Origin of the sequence: Mesorhizobium sp. LNHC229A00 (assembly GCF_000502415.1) — a bacterium.
In the GTDB taxonomy this organism is placed as follows: Bacteria; Pseudomonadota; Alphaproteobacteria; order Rhizobiales; family Rhizobiaceae; genus Mesorhizobium.
This window is the reverse complement of record NZ_AYWQ01000006.1, coordinates 46,982-66,417: the sequence shown is the minus strand read 5'-3', so window position 1 is coordinate 66,417 and position 19,436 is coordinate 46,982. Positions and strand designations below refer to the sequence as shown.

The 19,436-nt window shown below is 64.6% G+C and carries 21 protein-coding genes and 1 pseudogene; 12 read left to right on the top strand and 10 right to left on the bottom strand.

Features of this window, described 5'->3' with window-relative positions:
• Positions 1 to 11: 11 nt before the first annotated feature.
• The 3 genes from ligD to X742_RS157000 form a co-directional block, all read right to left on the bottom strand.
• Complete coding sequence (gene ligD / locus X742_RS156990) at positions 12 to 2,552, bottom strand: DNA ligase D (protein ID WP_023771967.1); 2,541 nt, start codon at positions 2,550 to 2,552, stop codon at positions 12 to 14.
• A gap of 9 nt (positions 2,553 to 2,561) precedes the next feature.
• Positions 2,562 to 3,431 (bottom strand): Ku protein, encoded by an 870-nt coding sequence (locus X742_RS156995; RefSeq protein ID WP_023771966.1) that lies wholly within the window; start codon positions 3,429 to 3,431, stop codon positions 2,562 to 2,564.
• A 108-nt stretch (positions 3,432 to 3,539) separates the two neighbouring features.
• A complete protein-coding gene (locus X742_RS157000; protein WP_015314781.1) occupies positions 3,540 to 4,046 on the bottom strand; it encodes a ferritin-like domain-containing protein in 507 nt (168 codons plus the stop codon).
• Here X742_RS157000 and X742_RS1000000174785 point away from each other — a divergent pair.
• Together X742_RS1000000174785 and X742_RS1000000176505 are read left to right on the top strand one after the other, a co-directional pair.
• Positions 4,045 to 4,587: a hypothetical protein gene (locus tag X742_RS1000000174785; protein WP_198019212.1), complete on the top strand. Its 543-nt coding sequence runs from the start codon at positions 4,045 to 4,047 to the stop codon at positions 4,585 to 4,587. The two genes, X742_RS157000 and X742_RS1000000174785, sit on opposite strands and share 2 nt — an antisense overlap.
• A 2-nt stretch (positions 4,588 to 4,589) precedes the next feature.
• On the top strand, positions 4,590 to 4,715 hold the full coding sequence (locus X742_RS1000000176505; protein WP_023771965.1) for a hypothetical protein: 126 nt from the start codon (positions 4,590 to 4,592) through the stop codon (positions 4,713 to 4,715).
• Between the two features lie 195 nt (positions 4,716 to 4,910).
• Here X742_RS1000000176505 and X742_RS157005 read toward each other — a convergent pair whose 3' ends face one another.
• On the bottom strand, positions 4,911 to 5,372 hold the full coding sequence (locus X742_RS157005) for a RidA family protein (protein WP_023771964.1): 462 nt from the start codon (positions 5,370 to 5,372) through the stop codon (positions 4,911 to 4,913).
• Between the two features lie 233 nt (positions 5,373 to 5,605).
• Here X742_RS157005 and X742_RS157010 point away from each other — a divergent pair, with 233 nt between their 5' ends.
• Positions 5,606 to 5,974 carry a YciI family protein gene (locus X742_RS157010; RefSeq protein ID WP_023771963.1) on the top strand — a complete coding sequence of 123 codons (369 nt, stop codon included), beginning with the start codon at positions 5,606 to 5,608 and terminating at the stop codon, positions 5,972 to 5,974.
• Positions 5,975 to 5,981: 7 nt separating this feature from the next.
• A complete protein-coding gene (locus X742_RS157015) occupies positions 5,982 to 7,226 on the top strand; it encodes an RNA polymerase sigma factor (protein WP_023771962.1) in 1,245 nt (414 codons plus the stop codon).
• A 9-nt stretch (positions 7,227 to 7,235) separates the two neighbouring features.
• On the opposite strand, the gene X742_RS157020 is transcribed toward X742_RS157015, so the two are convergent.
• The 6 genes from X742_RS157020 to hrcA all read right to left on the bottom strand — a co-directional run bounded on the left by X742_RS157020 (position 7,236) and on the right by hrcA (position 12,802).
• Entirely contained in the window at positions 7,236 to 7,862 is a 627-nt protein-coding gene (locus X742_RS157020) for a glutathione S-transferase family protein (protein WP_023771961.1), read from the bottom strand.
• A 169-nt stretch (positions 7,863 to 8,031) separates the two neighbouring features.
• Positions 8,032 to 9,012, bottom strand: a complete 981-nt coding sequence (gene cysK / locus X742_RS157025; RefSeq protein WP_023771960.1) for a cysteine synthase A — start codon at positions 9,010 to 9,012, stop codon at positions 8,032 to 8,034.
• Positions 9,013 to 9,191: 179 nt separating this feature from the next.
• Positions 9,192 to 9,809, bottom strand: a complete 618-nt coding sequence (locus X742_RS157030) for a LysE family translocator (protein ID WP_023771959.1) — start codon at positions 9,807 to 9,809, stop codon at positions 9,192 to 9,194.
• 115 nt (positions 9,810 to 9,924) lie between these two features.
• Entirely contained in the window at positions 9,925 to 11,289 is a 1,365-nt protein-coding gene (locus X742_RS157035) for a sorbosone dehydrogenase family protein (protein ID WP_031247884.1), read from the bottom strand.
• An 89-nt stretch (positions 11,290 to 11,378) separates the two neighbouring features.
• Positions 11,379 to 11,576, bottom strand: a complete 198-nt coding sequence (locus X742_RS157040; RefSeq protein ID WP_015314792.1) for a hypothetical protein — start codon at positions 11,574 to 11,576, stop codon at positions 11,379 to 11,381.
• 143 nt (positions 11,577 to 11,719) lie between these two features.
• On the bottom strand, positions 11,720 to 12,802 hold the full coding sequence (gene hrcA, locus X742_RS157045) for a heat-inducible transcriptional repressor HrcA (RefSeq protein ID WP_023771957.1): 1,083 nt from the start codon (positions 12,800 to 12,802) through the stop codon (positions 11,720 to 11,722).
• Between the two features lie 154 nt (positions 12,803 to 12,956).
• Between hrcA and rph the strand changes: the two are divergent.
• The 8 genes and pseudogenes from rph to X742_RS157075 form a co-directional block, all read left to right on the top strand.
• Positions 12,957 to 13,481, top strand: a pseudogene (rph, locus tag X742_RS0136765) (ribonuclease PH); the annotation flags it as partial.
• Between the two features lie 68 nt (positions 13,482 to 13,549).
• Positions 13,550 to 13,822, top strand: coding sequence for a hypothetical protein (locus tag X742_RS0136760; RefSeq protein ID WP_031247880.1), 273 nt, complete (start codon positions 13,550 to 13,552; stop codon positions 13,820 to 13,822).
• A gap of 183 nt (positions 13,823 to 14,005) precedes the next feature.
• The gene (locus tag X742_RS157050) at positions 14,006 to 14,416 is read left to right on the top strand and encodes a VOC family protein (RefSeq protein ID WP_023771955.1); all 411 of its coding nucleotides are present in this window, start codon (positions 14,006 to 14,008) and stop codon (positions 14,414 to 14,416) included.
• On the top strand, positions 14,416 to 15,093 hold the full coding sequence (rdgB, locus tag X742_RS157055; RefSeq protein WP_023771954.1) for an RdgB/HAM1 family non-canonical purine NTP pyrophosphatase: 678 nt from the start codon (positions 14,416 to 14,418) through the stop codon (positions 15,091 to 15,093). Before X742_RS157050 ends, rdgB begins: the two co-directional genes overlap by 1 nt.
• Complete coding sequence (gene hemW / locus X742_RS157060) at positions 15,090 to 16,343, top strand: radical SAM family heme chaperone HemW (RefSeq protein ID WP_023771953.1); 1,254 nt, start codon at positions 15,090 to 15,092, stop codon at positions 16,341 to 16,343. The genes rdgB and hemW overlap by 4 nt, the downstream gene beginning before the upstream one ends.
• Positions 16,344 to 16,408: 65 nt before the next feature.
• On the top strand, positions 16,409 to 16,732 hold the full coding sequence (locus tag X742_RS157065) for a low molecular weight protein tyrosine phosphatase family protein (RefSeq protein ID WP_023771952.1): 324 nt from the start codon (positions 16,409 to 16,411) through the stop codon (positions 16,730 to 16,732).
• Positions 16,733 to 16,829: 97 nt separating this feature from the next.
• On the top strand, positions 16,830 to 17,801 hold the full coding sequence (locus X742_RS157070) for a GlxA family transcriptional regulator (RefSeq protein WP_031247877.1): 972 nt from the start codon (positions 16,830 to 16,832) through the stop codon (positions 17,799 to 17,801).
• A gap of 101 nt (positions 17,802 to 17,902) precedes the next feature.
• Positions 17,903 to 19,207, top strand: coding sequence for a Xaa-Pro peptidase family protein (locus X742_RS157075; RefSeq protein WP_023771950.1), 1,305 nt, complete (start codon positions 17,903 to 17,905; stop codon positions 19,205 to 19,207).
• Positions 19,208 to 19,436 lie beyond the last annotated feature (229 nt).

Here is a 19,436-nt window from a genome sequence, read left to right as displayed (position 1 = left end):
TGAAAGTCGAGCTACCCCCGCTTCAGCACCTTGCCCTTCTTGAAGAAATCCACCCAGGGATCGGCTTCGGAAAGCCGTTTCAGCGTCGTCTTGTCGCCGATCGGGAAGGCGTTCGGCGGCAGGCCCGCCTCGATCTCGGCCCAGGTCACCGGCATCGACACCGTCGCGCCCTTCTTGGCGCGCGAGGAGTACGGCGCGACGGTGGTCGCGCCGCTGCCGTTGCGCAAATAGTCGACGAAGATCTTTCCCGTGCGCGCCTTCTTCGACAGCGTCGCGGTGTAGCGGTCCGGCGCGCCTTGCTCCAGCGCCCTGGCAAAATCATGGGCGAAGCTTTTGACCTCGGCCCAATCCGCCGACGGCTTCAGCGGAACGACGACGTGAAAGCCCTTGCCGCCCGATGTCTTGACGAAGTTGGGCAGCGACAGCTCGTCGAGCTTGCCCCTGATGTCGAGCGCCGCCTCGCGCACCGCCTTCACATCGACGCCCTCGTCGGGGTCGAGGTCGAAGACGATCTGGTCGGGCTGTTCAAGCTTGTCGATGGTGCAGCCCCAGATGTGGATCTCGACCACGCCGAGCTGGACCAGCGCCGCGATGCCATCGAAATCGCGGATGAACAGGATTTCCTCGCCATCCGTGGGATCCTTGGTCTTCTCGATTTTCGCATGCATGCCGGGCGAGGCATGCTTCTGGAAGAAGCGCTGGCCGCCGACGCCATCGGGCGCCCTGACCAGGCTGAGCGGGCGGTCGACCACGAATTGCTTCATGCGCGGCCATACCAGCGCGTAATGATCGAGCAGGGCCTGCTTCGAGATCTTTTCGTCGGGCCACAGAAGCTTGTCCGGGTGGGACAGCTTCACGGTGGTTTTCGCCGCGGTTGCTGCCGTGTTGGCGTTGCCTGCCGCCGGCTTGGCCTTGGCGGGGCTCTTGCCTGTCGCTGCCTTGGTTCCCGTGGCCCCTGTTCCCGTTGCCTTGGGCTTTTCCTGCACGACTTCCTCCGCCGGCTTGTCCTCGCGCAACCCCTGGAACGAAGCATGGCGTATTATACGGTCCGACGTCCAGCTGCGAAACTCCACTTCGCCGACCAGTTCCGGCTTGACCCAGACCAGGCCCTTACCCTTCGGTACGGCCGCATCGAAGGGCGAGGCGTCCGCCTTCAGCGCATCGAGCTTCTTCTGCAAGTCGTTGGCGCTCTTGGTGGAGAAGCCGGTGCCGACACGGCCGGCATAGTGCAGGCCGCCGTCTTCGAAATAGCCGACCAGCAGCGAGCGCAGGCCGCGCCCGGTCTTGTCCGACGGCAGATAGCCGCCAATGACGAATTCCTGCCGTGCCGTGCATTTCGATTTGACCCATGTCGGACCGCGCCCGCCGCGGTAGGGCGCATCGGCGCGTTTTGAGACGACGCCTTCCAGCCCCATGCGGCAGGCATGTTCCAGCATGATCTTGCCGGGTTCCGCAAAATGGTCGGAAAAACGCACCGCCGTGGCGTCGGATGGCTGGCCGAGCAGCGCCTGCAAGGCCTGCTTGCGCTCGACAAGCGGCTCCCGGCGCAAATCCTTGCCGTCGAGCCGCATCAGGTCGAAGACGTAATAGATGAAGCGATTCGTCCGCTTCGCCGACAGATCCTGCTGCAGCAGCGCGAAGGACGACACGCCGCTGTCGGCCAGAACGACGATCTCGCCGTCGAGGATGGCGTCGCTGCATTTCAGCGCGGCGAGTTCGGCCGCGATCTCGCCGCCGAATTTTTCCGTCCAGTCCAGGCCGGTGCGGGTCAGGAGCCGAACGTCGGTGCCGGCGATCTGCGCCTGCATGCGGTAGCCGTCGAACTTCACCTCATGCAGCCAGTCCTGGCCCGAGGGTGCGTCGCGCTCCAGCGTGGCGAGCTGCGGCTCGATGAAATCGAGCTTCTTGCCGCCGGTCCTGGCCTTGCCGGCGGCCGGTTTGTTCGAATGCCAGACCTTCGGCTTCTCACCCTTGGCCGCCTTGCCTTCACCGACCTCCTCGATCGTCAGGCCTGATTTCACCGATTTCGGCTCGTCTTGCAGAATATCCTCGCCGGGGCGTGCGGCGGCATCGTCCGACTTGATCAGCAGCCAGTTGTCGCGTTTTTCGCCGGGGCGCGGCCGCAGCCGCACCAGATGCCATTTGCCACGCAGCTTGTGACCGTCGAGTTCGAAGTTGATGTGGCCCTTCGCCATCATCTTGGCCGGATCGCCCTCGGGCGTCCAGGTGCCCTCGTCCCAGACGAGGACCGAGCCACCGCCATATTCGCCCTTGGGGATGGTGCCCTCGAAGCCGGCATAGTCGATGGGATGATCCTCGACATGCACGGCCAGCCGCTTTTCGTGCGGATCGAGGCTCGGGCCGCGCGTCACCGCCCAGCTGCACAGCACGCCGTCATACTCAAGTCGAAAATCGTAATGCAGCCGTGTGGCGGCATGCTTCTGGACGACGAAGATGCCGCCGTCCTGCTTGCCGCGCGCAACCTTGCCCGCCGGCTCGGCGGTCTTCTTGAAGTCACGCTTCGAATGGTACTGTTCGAGGCTGCTCGCCATCTCGTATCCTCAGGCCGATTTGCGCTTCGGCGCAACGCTTTTCGCCTTGGCACGTTTGGCCGCCGGCTTGGCTTTCGCCGGGGATGACTTGGTTGGCGCCGAATCCGACGACAGGCTCTTCTTCAGCGCGTCGAACAGGTTGACGACATTGGAGGGTTTGGGCGCCTCCTTGGCCTTGGGCGCCTTGTGCCCCGCCTTCTTGGCGCGGATCAGTTCGAGCAGGGCTTCCTCATATTTGTCGTCGAATTTCGAGGGATCGAACTTCGTCTTCTTCTTGTCGATGATGAGCTCGGCCAGATCGGTCATCTCCTGGTCGGTCTTCACCGCCTCGATGTCGCCGAAGACAGTCTCCGGCTGGCGCACCGTGTTGTCGTAGCGCAGCGTGGTCAGCACCATGCCCTTGCCGAGCGGCTCGATGACCACGGGACGCTCGCGTCGATAAAGGACGATGCGCGCCAGCCCGGCCATCTTCTTGCCCGCCATCGCATCCCGGATGACGGCGAAGGCCTCTTCCGAAACCTTGTCGGCCGGCGCGACATAGTAGGGTGTGTCGAGATAGATCTGCCGGATCGAGGATTTGTCGACGAAGCCGTCGAGGCTCATCGTGTGCGAGGTTTCGATCTGCACCGCCTCGATCTCATCCTCCTCTATGTGGACGAAGTCGCCCTTTTCGATCTCGTATCCCTTGATCTCGTCGCCGTCCTCGACCGGGTTGCCGGTCTCGGCGTCGACATAGATCCGCTTCACCGTATTGCCGGTCTTGCGGTTCAGGATATGGAACGAGACCTTGTCGGCATGGGTGACCACGTTGGTCAGTTCGATGGCGCAGGTGACCAGCGAGAGCTTCAGATAGCCTTTCCAGGCCGGGCGCGGCGCCATGATGATTTCCCCGTGAGAAAGATCAGCTGGAACGGGCGACCACCCCGCTCGGTTCCAACCCGGTCCGCCGGGGCCGGCGCGGTTGCCGCCGGCCCCGGCTTTCAGCCCCTATTCGGCGGCCTGCAGGTTGATCTTGCTTTCCGCGATTTCGGTCAGCTTACGATCCGTTGCCTGCTCTTCCTTGAGATTCTTGGCCAGCACATTGGCGCAGTCGCTGCGGCCGAGCTGCTTGGCCCAGGCGATCAAGGTGCCGTAGCGGGTCATTTCGTAGTGCTCGACGGCCTGCGCGGAGGCGATCAGCGCGGCATCCAGAACGTCCTTGTCGTCGACATCGCCGCTGACGTCGTCGGCCTCCTCGAGAATGCCGTCGATGGCCGGGCAGTTCACCTGCTTGGCCTTGACGCCATGCAGCTCGAACACCTGCTCGACGCGTTCGATATGGCCCTTGGTCTGCTCGAGGTGTTTTTCGAAGCCGGCCTTCAATTGCGGATCGGTTGCCTTGTCGACCATCTTCGGCAACGCCTTCTCGATCTGCTTTTCGGCGTAATAGATGTCGCGCAACGTGTGTACGAAGAGGTCGTCCAGCGTTTTGATGTCCTTCGAAAAGAAGCCCATGATTTCAGCCTTTCCATTGCTCTTGCTTGCTCGGGAGGTTCCGGCCTGCCTGGGCAGTGCCTGTGAGCCGGCAATGCCGGTCCTGCGTCTCAACGTCCATTGGTGGGGCGGGTTCCGAACGCTCGCGGCCGCGCGGCAAGGAAATTCCCGGGCGGCACGAAAGTTGAAACACAAGCGCGCCAAGGCGACATTCAAACGAAACATATGTGATGCAAAAGTCACACGGACCGAAATGGTGACAAAAGGCGTCGAAACACCCCGAATGAGCCGCAATCCCGCCATGAAGCGGCGGGTTTTCGACCAAAAATTAACATCACGTTCACTGAGTATTCACGCCTCGATGCTATCGTTCCCGCACTTCGGAAGGGACGTCCGAAAATCGGGACAGGGACCAGATAAAATGAACTTCCTCACGCAACTCATCGGCTATGCCGCCGCCATCCGCGAATTCGTCGCGCCGACCTACCGGCCCGAGCGCTATTACATGCGCGGACCGGGTCCGGCCTGCGCCCGTCGCGGCACGTCGCTGGGCGCGCACTGACCATGAGCTTCGAAAGCCGCCACAACAGCCGCATCTGCAGGCCGGGCGCCGACAGCCGCGCCACCGCCTATCGCGCCGAACGCCCTGCCCTGGCCGACCGCCGCCGTGCGGCAACGCCGCGTCTTTGANGGGTTCGAGCACGATAACGCCGCCCGCCGCCTGGCCGAGTTCCAGGCAACCCTGAACCGTGCACAGCGTCCAGCCATCGCCGGTCGCGCCGGTCGCGGCGAGCAGGACACGACGCTGAGCACCCACCCCGGGCGCATTAGACCGACGGTTAAGGGGCAAAACCGCGGCACGGCACGTCGCGGCCGCATTGCCTTTCAATCCGGCAGCGCCGCGACCGCGACGATCTCAATCATGATGTCTGCCTGGGCAAGCGCCGCGACGCCAATTACTTCCGAGGGCGGCGGATTGTTGTAACTGCAGTGCTTGGGGCAGTGCTCGGCAAAGAAAGCGTCCAGCACGTCGAGGCGAAAATTGGGAGAGCTGAGAACACCGCCGTCGGGAAAGGGCCCTCTGACGAAGAAGGTCAGCCTGATGAGATTGTCCAGCCCGCTGCCGAGCTCTTCCAGGTCCGATTTGATGGAGCCGAGAACCGCGCGCCACTGCGCCGCCACATCGCCGGCGAAGCCGCCGCCCGCTTTGCCGGCCGGATCGTAATCGTCCGATGTCGCCGTGTTTCCACAGAGATAGACAGTTCCCTTCGCGCCGCTGACGACCGTGCCCTTCCCCCATGGCATCAAGCGGCCGTTCTTGAACTTCTTGTGGGTGACGAGTTCCATTGTCTTACTCCTGTCGCTCCGCCTCGTCTGCTTGTCTGCGACAAGGATAGGGCCGCCAGTCATCGCCGCCAGTGCGGCAGTGGATGTCGCCCGGCACCGAAGGTGAGATACGGTTCTTGCGAAACTTCGCGACGAAGCCGAAAGTTTTTCCGTGACCTGTCGAAATCGGTCGCCGCCGCGCGACATACGTTCGGCCCGCAACGAAGCGGCCTTCCAAACCACGGGAGAGACCCATGCGATACATGCTTATGATCTACGCCGACGAAGCCGCGATGGCGAACGTGCCGACCGAGGCGACCTATCAGATGAGCGCCGCCTACGACGCCTACACGGAAGCGCTGAAGAAGTCCGGCACCTGGCTGGCCGGGGACAGGCTGCGCCCGAGCCAGGCGACCACCCTGGTCCGGATGACTGACGGCAAGACCAGCGTGCTCGACGGCCCCTATGCCGACACCAAGGAGCAGCTTGCCGGCTTCTACATGATCGAAGCCGAGGACGCCGACGCCGCGATCGCCTGGGCGGCGCGCTGTCCGGCGGCCAGCACCGGGACCGTCGAGGTGCGACCGATCTGGGAAATGGCCGACTATCTGCCCAAGAAGTGACGGCGTGATGGACGCTCGACCCGAAATTGCCCGGGCGGCGGCCGAGACGGCCGCCCGGCAGAGCTATGGCAAGCTGGTCGCCTGGCTGGCGGCGCGCACGCGCGACGTGGCCGCGGCGGAGGATGCGCTGGCCGACGCCTTTGCGGCGGCGCTTGAACGCTGGCCGCGAACCGGCGTGCCGGAAAAGCCGGAAGCCTGGTTGCTCGCGGTGGCAAGGCGGCGGCGTGTCGATGCGGTGCGGCGGCGGCTGACCAGCGAAGCCGGCCGCGAGCATCTCAAGTTGATTGCCGAGGAGGCGGAGGCGCGCATGATCGATGACGACCTGCCCGACGAACGATTGCGGCTGATGTTTGCCTGCGCCCATCCGGCGATCGAACCGGGCGTGCGGGCACCGCTGATCCTGCAGACCATCCTCGGCTTCGATGCCGCGACGATCGCTTCCGCTTTCCTGCTCTCGCCGTCAACGATGGGCCAGCGCCTGGTGCGCGCCAAGAGCCGCATCCGCGAGACCGGCATTCCGTTCCGCGTGCCGGAGCGGGCCGAACTCGGCGAAAGGCTGGGCGCGGTGCTGGAGGCGATCTACGCCGCCTTCGCCGAGGGCTGGTCCGATCCGGCCGGTACCGAGACGCGGCGCCGGAACCTCGCCACCGAAGGTATCTGGCTCGGCCGGCTGGTGGCCTCGCTGCTGCCCGACGAGCCGGAAGCGCTGGGCCTGCTGGCTCTGATGCTGTTCGCCGAGGCGCGCCGTGCGGCGCGGCGCGACCCGGCCGGAGAGTATGTGCCGCTCGCCGAGCAGGACCATGCATTGTGGGATCATGCCCTGGTCGACGAGGCGGAAGCCCTGCTCGGCCGCGCCGCCACCATGGGCACGATCGGCCGTTATCAGCTCGAGGCGGCGGTACAGTCGGCGCATGCCGCGCGACGGCTTCGTGGCCGCACCGACTGGGCGGCGATCCGCGGGCTCTACGAAGCGCTGTTTTCGATCGCCGGGTCGCCGGTCGTGGCGATCAACCGCGCGGTGGCGATCGCCGAGACCGAGGGCGCGGTGGCGGGTTTGGCGGCTCTTTACGTGCTGGGCGACGACAAGCGGCTCAATGACTACCAGCCCTACTGGGCCGCGCGTGCCGGCCTGCTGGCCAGGCTCGGCCAGGGAGCGCAGGCGGTCGAAGCCTATGATCGGGCTATCGGCCTCGAGCGCGATCCGGCGGTGCGCCGGTTCCTGCAGGCCAAACGCGCCGCGCTCGGACAGTGAGGTTTCCGCTCAGGCCGGCCACATCTCGTGCGACGTGTTGAGCGTCTTCATCAGCGGATGCTCGCGCAACCGCGCCCACAGGCGTTCGATACCGGGCCAGACCGCCCGCGCCATCTCGATGTCGGGATGCCAGGCCACCAGCATGACGAGATAGATGTCGGCCAGCGACATCTGATCGCCGGCGAGCCAGTCGCGGTCGCGCAAGGCTGCGTCGACGACGGCAAAACCGCGGTCCATCTCGGCGACCGCCGCCTGTTTCACCGCCTTCGACCCTTCGGCATCCGTCGTGTAGCGATGGGCGTAGTAGAGCCGCAGCACCGCCGGGTAGAGCACCGAGGACATGAACGCCATCCAGCGCAGGAACTCCGCGCGCGCCGGTTCGTCGGCGGTCGGCGCCAGGCGGGCTTGCGGGTGGCGCTCGGCGAGCAGGATGCAGATCGCCGCCGATTCGGTGATCGAGCGTCCGTCCGGCAAGGTCAGCACCGGCACCTGGTTCAACGGGCTGATGGCGAGGAAGGCAGGATCGGGCGCCTCGCTTTTCGGCACGTCGATCTGCTGGAAAGGCGCATCGATCAGCGCCAGCGCTGCCTCGACGACAAAGCCGCCGCTGCCCGGACGCGTGTAGAGCTTGTACATGAAATCCTCCCCGGCCCGTCTTCTCGCGAGCCGGGGGTGATATGAACCGGAAGCAGTGGTCGGCTCAAGCGGCGCGGCGGCGCCAAGGGGAGTTTTTCTGCGGGCCAGGCTCACGCGCAATACAAACCACGCTAGCGGGCCAGCGCTGCCGTTCCTGGGTATCGAAGCTCTAAGCCCCCAGCCCCTCGAACAGGATCGTCGACAGATACCGCTCGGCGAAGGACGGGATGATCACCACCAGGGTCTTGCCCTTGTTCTCGGGCCGCGAGCCGACGACGATTGCTGCCTGCAGGGCGGCACCCGACGAGATGCCGACCGGCACGCCTTCGAGGCGGGCGATGAGGCGCGCATTGGCGACCGAATCCTCGTTCGAGACCTTGACGATCTCGTCATAGATCGTTGTGTCGAGGATCTTTGGCGCGAAGCCAGCGCCGATGCCCTGGATCTTGTGCGGGCCGGGCTGGCCGCCCGACAACACCGGCGAGGCCTCCGGTTCGACCGCGACGATCTGGACCGAGGGCTTGCGCTTCTTCAGCACCTGGCCGACGCCGGTGATGGTGCCGCCGGTGCCGATGCCGGCGACGAAGATGTCGACTTCGCCCTGCGTGTCGTTCCAGATTTCCTCGGCCGTCGTCGTGCGATGGATTTCCGGATTGGCGGGGTTTTCGAACTGCTGCGGAATGATGGCGTTGGGGATCGTCGCGGCCAGTTCGTCAGCCTTGGCGATGGCGCCCTTCATGCCTTTCGGACCTTCGGTCAGCACCAGTTCGGCGCCGAGCAGCGCCAGCATCTTGCGGCGCTCTACCGACATCGTCTCCGGCATGGTCAGGATCAGCTTGTAGCCCTTGGCGGCGGCGGCGAAGGCGAGCGCGATGCCGGTGTTGCCGGATGTCGGCTCGATCAGCGTGGTCTTGCCTGGGGCAATCTTGCCCGCCGCTTCCAGCGCCTCGATCATCGCCACGCCGATACGGTCCTTGACCGAGGCGATCGGATTGAAGAATTCGAGCTTGGCGACCAGATTGGCGACGATGCCCTTCTCCTTGGCGAACTTGTCGAGCCGTGCCAGGGGCGTGTCGCCGATCGTGTCGGTGATGGAATTGTAGATGCGGCCGCGGCCGGGCACACGGGCTGAAGTGACGGGCTTGTTCATTGGTTTCGCTCCCTGGATTTCAGGCAATTGGCAGTCGCCGACAGAATAGGGCTTTCAACCGCGCAAGATAGGCCGCGGCTGGAAAATATCCGAGTGGGGGCGCGTGCTGAAAACGCCTGGCCCTCGGAAACGCATTTCTCGAAACAGCCCAGGCTGGGGAATGGTTTGGCTGAAACGACCTACTGGCGGGCGGCGATCGCCGCCGCCGCGCCAACCATGAAGGCGCCGGCGGTGCGGTTCAGCACCCTCAGCGCGCGCGGCGACTTCAGGAACCAGCGCGCCTTGGCCGCCAGCACCAGGTAAGGCAGCAGCACGACGAACAGGACGATGACCGTCAGCGCGACGAGAATGCCGTAATCGGCAAGCGTGATCGTCTTCAGGTCGACGATGGTCGGCGTGATGGCGAGGTAGAAGATCATCGTCTTCGGATTGCCGAGCGTCACGGTGAGGCCGGCGACGAAGCTCGACAGCAATCCGCCCTTGCCCTTCCGGGCTTCGACGGTTTCGGGTCTGATGCCGGCGGTCCAGAAGCGCCAGCCGAGAAAAGCCAGGTAGGCGACGCCGGCCCATTTGATGGCCAGGAAAACCATGCCGAACTCCTGCGCGACGAAAGCGAGACCCAGCACCACGGCGGTCAGGTAGGTGAGATCGCCAAGCATGAGGCCAAAGGACATGGCCAGCGACGAGCGAAAGCCCGAGCCCAGCGCACGCGCGACCAGCGCGGTGACACCGGGGCCAGGAATGGCGGCGGCGATACCGAGAGCGGCACTATAGGCGAGGAATCCGGTGAGGGTCATGGCGTGGCGTCCAAGGGCGGTCGCGGCCTTGTCGCACGGGACGGCCTCCAGGAGAACGCCCTGAGCGCGGGATTCGCTTGCACCAGACGGCAATGGCCCGGTTCGCAAGGAAGGATCAGGAGCGGTCGCCATTGTAAGTCACGCGCCAGATCGTGCCGTTGCCGTCCTCGGAGACGATCAAGGATCCGTCGCTGGCCACCGCAACGCCGACCGGGCGGCCCCACACCTCGCCATTGGAACCGACGAAGCCGGTCATGAAATCCTCGTATTCGCCGGTCGGCTTGCCGTCCTTGAACTTGAGCCGGACCACCTTGTAGCCGGTCCTGCTGCCGCGGTTCCAAGAGCCGTGCAGGGCAACGAAGGCGTCGCCTCGATACGCCTGGGGAAAGCCGGCGTCGGCGGGCAAATCCTTGCCATCGTAGAAGGCGATGTTGAGCGGCGCCGAATGCGCCTGCATCAGCACGTCGGGATTGTCAGCCTTGCCGGCGAGATCGGACCGCTCGCCCTTGTGACGCGGGTCCTCATTGTCGCCGATATAATACCAGGGCCAGCCATAGAAGGCGCCTTCCCTGACCGATGTCGCGTATTCGGCGGGCACATCGTCGCCGAGCCCGTCACGCTCGTTGACGACACACCATAGCGCGCCGGTCGCCGGCTGGACGGTCATGCCCGAACAGTTGCGCAAGCCGGTGGCGACTGTGCGGCCATTCTTGCCGTCGGGATCGAAGGCCCGGACCTCGGCCCGGCCCGCCTCGGAACCCCAACTGGCGCCGAGCGGCTCAGCCTTGGCCCAGGCGTCGAGCCCGCCCCTGGGCCTCTTGCCCATGTCCTCGGCGACATTCGAGCCGGAGCCGACGGAGAGGTAAAGTGTCTTGCCGTCGGGCGAGAAGGCGATGTCGCGGGTCCAGTGGTGGGTCGAGGGGATGTCACCGACGATGGTTTGCGGCTCGCCCGAGGCCTTCAGGTCGCCATTGCCATAGGCAAAACGCACGATGCTGTCGCTATTGGCGACGTAGACCCATTGCGGGTCCTTGCCCGGGGGATAGAAGGCAATGCCATAGGGCCGGTTGAGACCGCCGGCAAAGATACTTTTCTCAGCGGCTTTCGCGCTGCCCTTCGCCAGGCGATAGACGCGGACCTGGTTGGCCTTGCTGTCGGCAACGAACAGGTCGCCATTGGGTGCGATGCGCACGACGCGCGGATTGTCGATCCCCGAGGCGATCAACTCGGCCGAAAACCCCGGCGGCAGATGCGGCTTTGCATCCGCCGGCATGTCGATTACGCCGGCGCTGTTGGAGGCGGATTCGGTTACATAGGGCTTCGGCAGGTCTTCCGGCTTGATCAGCCGGCGTATGCCGGGCCTGTCCGCCCGCCAGTCGCCGAAGGCGGCCGTACCTTTGAGCAGAGGCTGGTCCGCTTGCTGGGCGAGCGCCGCGGTCGTGATAAACAGTGCGGACATCGCCAGTCCAGCCAGTCGCATCACTTCCTCCAATCAGTCGTGAGGGAAATCAACGATCGGTTTGCCCGTGGGTTCCGTGACGCACAATGACTTGAAGCAACCTCCTGGAATCAGGTCCCGGCAGCGTAAAAATCGTCGTCCAGGCGTTTTTCCAATTCAACGAGATCGGCCGGCAACGGCAGGCCCATGGCGCGCATTTCCCGTAGTTTTTCGCGCAGCTGTTCCTGAATTTCGTGCTGGTCCTCCGGCTGGTTGACCATCTCTTCGAGCAGCAGACTGATCTGGGCCTTGAACGATTCGAGCGCCATTCTTTTTCTCCTTTGCAGCCTGTTTGGATTGGGCCCCGCCAGGAAAGTCATCGTCCTCGGGACAAGCCCGGGGATGGCGACTCTCGAAGTCACTCGCGGTCGAATTCCGGCATGGAAACCAAAGCGATAATTCCTCGGCTCTCTTACCTCAGCATGCGGGAAATCAGCTGCGCCGTATAATCCACCATCGGCACGATGCGGGCATAGTTGAGCCGGGTCGGGCCGATGACGCCGAGCGCACCGACGACGCGGGCGTCCTTGTCGCGATAGGGCGCCACCACCAGCGACGAGCCCGACAGCGAGAACAGCTTGTTCTCCGAGCCGATGAAGATGCGCACGCCCGATCCCTGCTCGGCGAGGTCGAGCAGCTGGATCAGCCCGTCCTGCGTCTCCATGTCCTCGAACAGGTGGCGCAAGAGTTCGATGTCGGCCTGGGCGGTGACGTTTTCCAGCAGATTTGCGCGGCCGCGCACGATGAGCCGCGCCGGCAGGCCGCTTTCGGCGCCGGCCCACACCGCAAGTCCCTTCTCGACGAGGTCCTGCGACAGCGTGTCGAGGGCGGCTCTCGTCTCTTCCTTGATGCGGGCGATCTCGGTGCGCGCCTCGGCCAGCGTGCGGCCGCGAATATGCGCGTTGAGGAAGTTCGAGGCCTCGTGCAGTTGCGAGACGGTGATGCCGGCGGGCAACTCGACGACGCGGTTCTCGACATCGCCATTCTGCGAGACCAGCACGGCAAGCGCCTTGGTCGGCTCCAGCTGGATGAATTCGATATGCTTGAGCGCCACCTCGTTCTTGGCCGCCAGCACCAGGCCGGCGCCGCGCGACATGCCCGACAGCATCTGGCTGGCCTCGGTCAGCATATGCTCCAGCGTCGCGCCCGAGCCGGAGGCCCGCACCTGTGCCTCGATGGTGCGGCGCTCCTCGTCGGAGAGGTCGCCAAGCTCCATGAAGGCGTCGACGAAGAAACGCAGGCCAGCCTGGGTCGGCAGGCGCCCGGCCGAGATGTGCGGCGCATAAATCAGCCCGAGATGCTCGAGGTCGCTCATCACGTTGCGGATGGTGGCGGGCGACAGCGAGGACGGCAGGATGCGCGACAGGCTGCGCGAGCCCACGGGTTCGCCGTCCCGCAGGTAGGAATCGACGATGCGCCGGAAGATGTCGCGCGAGCGCATGTCGAGTGACTGAAGAGCCAACGACTGCGAAACGGGATCGACTGCCTTGGTCATTCGGCCAAAAACCTCCGGTTCAAGGATATAGACTTCGGTGCGCCGCGCGCAACCCGGTGTCTGTGCCGGATCGCTCGGCCATTTTCCTTTGCACCACGGGCTTGGTGGGGCTACAAGCCGGCCACAATTCAAAAATGACAAGAAAGCAGGCCGAATGCGCCCCTCCAAACGCCAATTCGACGAAATGCGCGCCATATCCTTCGAGCGCGGCGTCTCCAAGCATGCCGAAGGCTCGTGCCTGGTGAAGTTCGGCGACACGCATGTCCTGTGCACCGCGAGCCTCGAGGAAAAGGTGCCTGGCTGGATGCGCAATTCCGGCAAGGGCTGGGTGACGGCCGAATATGGCATGCTGCCACGCTCGACCGGCGAGCGCATGCGCCGCGAGGCCTCAGCCGGCAAGCAGGGCGGCCGCACGCTGGAAATCCAGCGGCTGATCGGCCGTTCGCTGCGCGCCGTGGTCGACCTGCAGGCGCTGGGCGAACAGCAGATCACCGTCGACTGCGACGTCATCCAGGCCGATGGCGGCACTCGCACCGCTTCGATCACCGGCGGCTGGGTGGCGTTGTATGACTGCCTGCGCTGGATGGAAGCGCGGCAGATGGCGAGCGTTTCGAAAGTGCTGAAGGATCATGTCGCGGCGATTTCCTGCGGCATCCATGACGGCCAGCCGGTCATCGATNCACCGCTTCGATCACCGGCGGCTGGGTGGCGTTGTATGACTGCCTGCGCTGGATGGAAGCGCGGCAGATGGCCAGCGTTTCGAAAGTGCTGAAGGATCATGTCGCGGCGATTTCCTGCGGCATCCATGACGGCCAGCCGGTCATCGATCTCGATTATATCGAGGATTCCTCGGCCGGCACCGACGCCAATTTCGTCATGACCGGCAAGGGCGGCATCGTCGAGATCCAGGGCACCGCCGAAGGCGAGCCTTTCTCCGAAGAGCAATTCGCGGCCTTGATGGGCCTGGCCAAGAAGGGCATTTCCCGGTTGGTCAGCCTGCAGCAGATGGCGGTGGCCTGAGTTTTCGATGCCGAGCCTGGGCGCCCCCCTCTGGCCTGCCGGCTATCTCCCCCTCAAGGGGGGAGATCGGATGTTCGATCGGCTTTCGACATCTATCAACGGCGCAGGATGTGCGGCGGAGCTGAAACCGCCAATCTCCCCACTTGAGGGGGAGATGCCCGGCAGGGCAGAGGGGGGCGCCTCGTGACACCCTCCGCAATCCTGGAATCGGCCCTCTACGTCACCGACCTCGCTGAAGCAGAAGTCTTCTACACCGACATTCTCGGCCTCACTCCCCTCGGCAAGGTCGACGGCCGCCACCTGTTCTTCCGCTGTGGCGTGGGCGTGCTGCTCGTCTTCAACGCCGAGGCGACCAAAATTCCGCCCGCACCCGATGCAAGGCTGAAAGTGCCGCCGCATGGCGCGGTCGGCGAGGGCCATCTGTGCTTTGCCGCGACCGCCGATGAAATTGAGCTTTGGAAAGCCCATCTCATGGCGAAGAAAATCGCCATCGAAAGCGAATTCGAATGGCCGCAAGGTGGCCGTTCGATCTATATACGCGACCCTTCGGGCAATTCGATCGAGTTCGCCGAGCCGAGAATCTGGGGCCTTTGATGCATTCGCCAAACCTCCATGCGCTTGATGGCAAGAAGATCGTCGTCGCCAGCCACAATGAAGGCAAGCTGCGCGAATTCGCCGAGCTGATGGGGCCGTTCGGCTTCGAGGCGAAATCGGCCAAGGCGTATGGCCTGCCCGAGCCGGACGAAACCGGCACCACCTTCGAGGAAAACGCCTACATCAAGGCCTTTGCCGCCGCAAAGGCGACCGGGCTGCCGGCACTGTCGGACGATTCTGGCCTGTGTGTCGACGCGCTCGACGGCGCGCCCGGCGTCTATACAGCGAACTGGGCCGAGACTCCGGACGGATCGCGCGATTTCGCCATGGCCATGCAGCGCACCGAAGTGGCGATGCAGGAAGTTGGCGCGGCCACGCCCGAACGGCGCACGGGCCGCTTTGTCGCCGTCATCTGCCTCGCCTTTCCCGACGGCGAGGCCGAATATTATCGCGGTGAGGCCGAGGGCACGCTGGTCTGGCCGCCGCGCGGCGAGCTCGGCTTCGGCTATGATCCGGTGTTCCTGCCCAATGGCTTCGACAAGACCTTCGGCGAAATGAGCGCGGAGGAAAAGCACGGCTGGAAACCCGGCCAGGCGACGGCGCTGTCGCACCGCGCCCGCGCCTTCCAGAAATTCGCCCAAGCCCGGCTTGGTTCGGTGAGGCTTGGCTCGGCATGATCGGATCCGGCACCACCATGGCTCTCGACCGCGGTCCCGGCTTCGGCGTCTACGTGCATTGGCCGTTCTGCGCGGCCAAGTGCCCCTATTGCGACTTCAACAGCCATGTCCGCCACCAGCCGGTCGACCAGGAGCGCTTTGCCGCGGCCTTCGAGGCCGAGTTGGCAACGATGCGCCAGCGCACCGGGCCACGCGAAGTGACCAGCATCTTCCTCGGCGGCGGCACGCCGTCGCTGATGAAGCCGGAAACCGTGGCCAGGGTCCTGGACTCCGTGGCCAGGAACTGGACGGTGCCTGACGGCATCGAGGTAACGCTCGAGGCCAACCCGTCCTCGGTCGAGGCGGAGCGGTTTCGCGGTTACCGGGCGGCGGGCGTCAACCGCGTCTCGCTCGGCGTGCAGGCGCTGAACGACAAGGATTTGCGTTTTCTCGGCCGGCTGCACAACGTAAGGGAAGCCTTGCACGCCATCGGGCTCGCGCGCGACATCTTTCCGCGCCTGTCCTTCGACCTGATCTATGCGCGTCCCGGGCAGACGCCAGAGGATTGGCAGGCGGAACTCGAACAGGCGATCGGCCATGCCGCCGACCACCTATCGCTGTACCAGCTGACCATCGAGGAAGGCACGCCCTTCCATGCGCTGCACGCGGCGAAGAAATTCGTCGTTCCCGATAACGACCACGCCGCCGATCTCTATGCACTGACGCAGGAGATCACGTCGGCGCACGGCCTCCCGGCCTACGAGATCTCCAACCACGCCAGGCCGGGGGCCGAAAGCCGGCACAATCTGACCTACTGGCGCTACGGCGAATATGTCGGCGTCGGCCCCGGCGCGCATGGCCGCTTCGTCGAGAACGGCCATCGTGTGGTGACCATCGCCGAACGGATGCCGGAAACCTGGGCCAATCTGGTCGAGGCCAAGGGCCATGGCATCACTGGCGGCGAGCTCCTGACGCGCTCCGAAGAGGCGGACGAGTTTCTTTTGATGGGGCTCAGGCTCGCCGAAGGCATNGGCGGCGAGCTCCTGACGCGCTCCGAAGAGGCGGACGAGTTTCTTTTGATGGGGCTCAGGCTCGCCGAAGGCATCGACCTCTCCCGCTACGAGGCCTTCTCCGGGCGCGGCCTGTCGAGCGCGCGGCTGTCGGTGCTGCAGGGCGAAGGCCTGGTGGCGCCGATCGGCAATTCCCGCCTGCGCGCCACGCCGGCCGGTATGATCGTGCTCGACGCCGTTGTGGCCGATCTGGCGCGGTAGAGCATGATCCCGAAAAATAGGAACCGGTTTTCGGACGAGATCATGCTCACCAAGAGACAGTAACGTTGAAAAACGTCCTTTTCGTCTGCAGCCAGAACCGCTTGCGCAGCCCGACCGCCGAGCAGGTGTTTTCCACGCGGCGCGACATCGAAGTCGCCTCGGCCGGCACCAATCATGATGCCGACGCGCCGCTGACGCACGAACTCGTCGGCTGGGCGGACATCATCTTTGTCATGGAGAAAACCCACCGGACGAAACTGCGGAAGCAATTCAGTGCTGGCCTGAAGGCGGCCAAGGTGATCTGCCTCGACATCCCCGACGACTATGAATTCATGGACCCGGAGCTGATCGCGCTTCTGAAGGCGCGCGTGTCCCGGTATCTGGACTGAGCGCTTGCGTTCGCCCCTTTGCCTTCGGCCGAACACCGTTGACCCCGAAGCCCATCTGCCCGAATTGTAGCCCCCGATCCTCCCGGCTCCGGACGCCATGGCCACGCGCGAACCACCCAAACCCTCGGACCCCCCGCTCACCTTCGCGGTGCTGGTGTTCCCCGGCTTTCCGATGATGGCGTTCAGCTCGGTCATCGAGCCACTGCGCGCCGCCAACCTACTGGCGAAGCGGCAATGCTACCGCTGGATCATCGTCGGGGCGACCCAGGGTCCGGTCGAGGCCTCGAACGGCGTCGTCATCCAGCCAGGCTTTTACGCCGAGGCAGCGCCCAAGGTCGACCGCATCGTGGTCTGCTCTGGCGGCGACGCCGATCATCTCGTCGCCGAGGACGCCGCGAGCTGGATCCGCCGCAGCCTGCGCGCCGGCGCTCATATCGGCGCGGTCGCGGATGCGGCGTTCTTCCTGGCCCGTGCGGGCCTGCTCGACGGCCATGCCTGCACCTTGCACTGGACCAGCCAGGCCGCCTTCACCGAGGCCTTTCCCAACATCGAGCTGCGGCGCGATCTCTATGTGATCGACCGCAAGCGTTTCACCTCGGCCGGCGGCGTCGGCAGCCTCGACATGATGCTGGAGATCATCACCCGGGATTACGGCGCCGAACTTGCCGCGGGCGTCGCCGAGTGGTTCGTGCACAGCCAGTTGCGCTCCAGCGTCGACCGCAAGCTGATGCCCTTGCGCCTGCGCACCGGCGTGCAAAACGAACTGGTGCTGTCGGCCATCGCCATCATGGAGGACGCGGTGGAGGAGCGGCTCGGCATGGCCGAGCTGACGGCAAGGCTCGGCGTTTCCTCCGACAAGCTCGAGCGCTCCTTCCGCTCCGAACTCGCCATCTCGCCCAATGGCTATTATCGGCGGCTCAGGCTGAAACGCGCCGCCGACCTCTTGGCGCACTCGACGCTGGCTGTGCGCGACGTGGCGCTGGCCTGCGGTTTTGCCTCTATGTCGAGCTTTGCCCGTGCCTTTCGCGAGAAGCACGGCCATCCGCCGAAGCTGGCGCGGCGGCATTAGCTCAGCGGCATACCGCATAACAAACGCGGTTTTTCGCACAATGTTTTCTCACCTTCTGCGCCATGGTCTCGCCTTGCAATCCAGCCAAGGCCAGGCACCCCATGAGCATCGTCGTATTCGACCCAGACAGCACCGAGGACGTCGACTTCAAGGATCGCATGCGCCACCCGGCCGCGGCCGATCCGGCCGGCGGCATGTGGCTGTCAGACACCGAGCCGTCCTTCATCGATGCCGACGCCTTGCGCAAAGGCCGGCTCAACAAACTGCGCGGCTGGATGCGTGACGCTGGCTATGGCGGCGTCGTGCTGTTCGATCCCTACAACCAGCGCTATGCCACCGGCTCGCGCAACATGTTCGGTTATTTCCTGCGCAACTCGACCCGCTATTTCTTCATTCCGACCGACGGGCCGATCGTGTTGTTCGAATATCCGCAGAGCTACCATGTCTCGATGGTGCTCGACACGATCGACGAGGCGCGTCCTTCCAAGCTGGTCTGGTCTTCGGTCTCCGGCCGCGACGACGAGACCGCCGGGCCCTTCGCGGACGAGATCGCCGAACTGCTGAGAAGGCACGGCGGCGGCTCGATGAAACTCGGGCTCGACCGCTGCAGCCATTTGCAGGCCTTGGCGCTTGAAAAGCGCGGCTGCGAGGTTCGCGATTGCCAGGGCGAAATCCTGGCCGTGCGCGCCGTGAAGACGCCGGAGGAGGTGAAATGCCTGCAGGTGTCGATGGCCGGCGCCGAGGCCGCCGTCTATGCGGTGCGCGAGGCGATCAAGCCCGGCGTCTCCGAAAACGATCTGTTCGCCATCATGTATGGCGAGGTCATCCGCCAGGGTGGCGAATTCATCGAGACCCGGCTGCTGACCTCGGGCCAGCGCACCAATCCGTGGTTCAACGAGGCCAGCGGCCGCAAGATCAGGCCCGGCGAATTGCTGGCGCTCGATACCGACACGATCGGCTGTTACGGCTATTATTCGGATTTTTCCCGCACCTTCCGCTGCGGGCCGGGCAAGCCGACGCCTTATCAGAAGTCGCTCTACCGCATGGCGCACGATCAGGTTCAGCATAATATTTCCATCGTGAAGCCCGGCATGGCGTTCCGCGAGATCGCGGAGAAGGCGTGGAAAATTCCGGACCGCTTCGTCGACCAGCGCTACACCTCGGTCATGCACGGCGTCGGCATGCATGGCGAGACGCCGTTCATCGCGCATGCCATGGATTACGAGACCTATGGCCGCGACGGCCATATCGTGCCAGGCATGGTGGTGAGCGTGGAAAGCTATATTGGCGAGAAGGGCGGCCGCGAAGGCGTCAAGCTGGAGGACGAAATCCTGATCACCGAGACCGGCACCGAGCTCCTGTCGCGCTTTCCCTATGAGGATGAGTTTCTGGAGACGCAGGTTTGATGTGGGTTGGCCACCTCACCGTAAACGGGCGAAACACCCCTCGCTTCGTCATCCCAGGGCGAAGCAAGGAGCGTTGCGACGCGGCGCGGACCCTAGGATCCAAGCCGCGACTTCAGCGCGCCGGCAACGGTGCGGATCTGCTCCAATGCACGCGACGGTCGAGGTCACCGCATGGATCCTCGGGTCTGCGCGTCCGCTTCGCTCCCGCTCCGCCCGTGGATGACGAAGT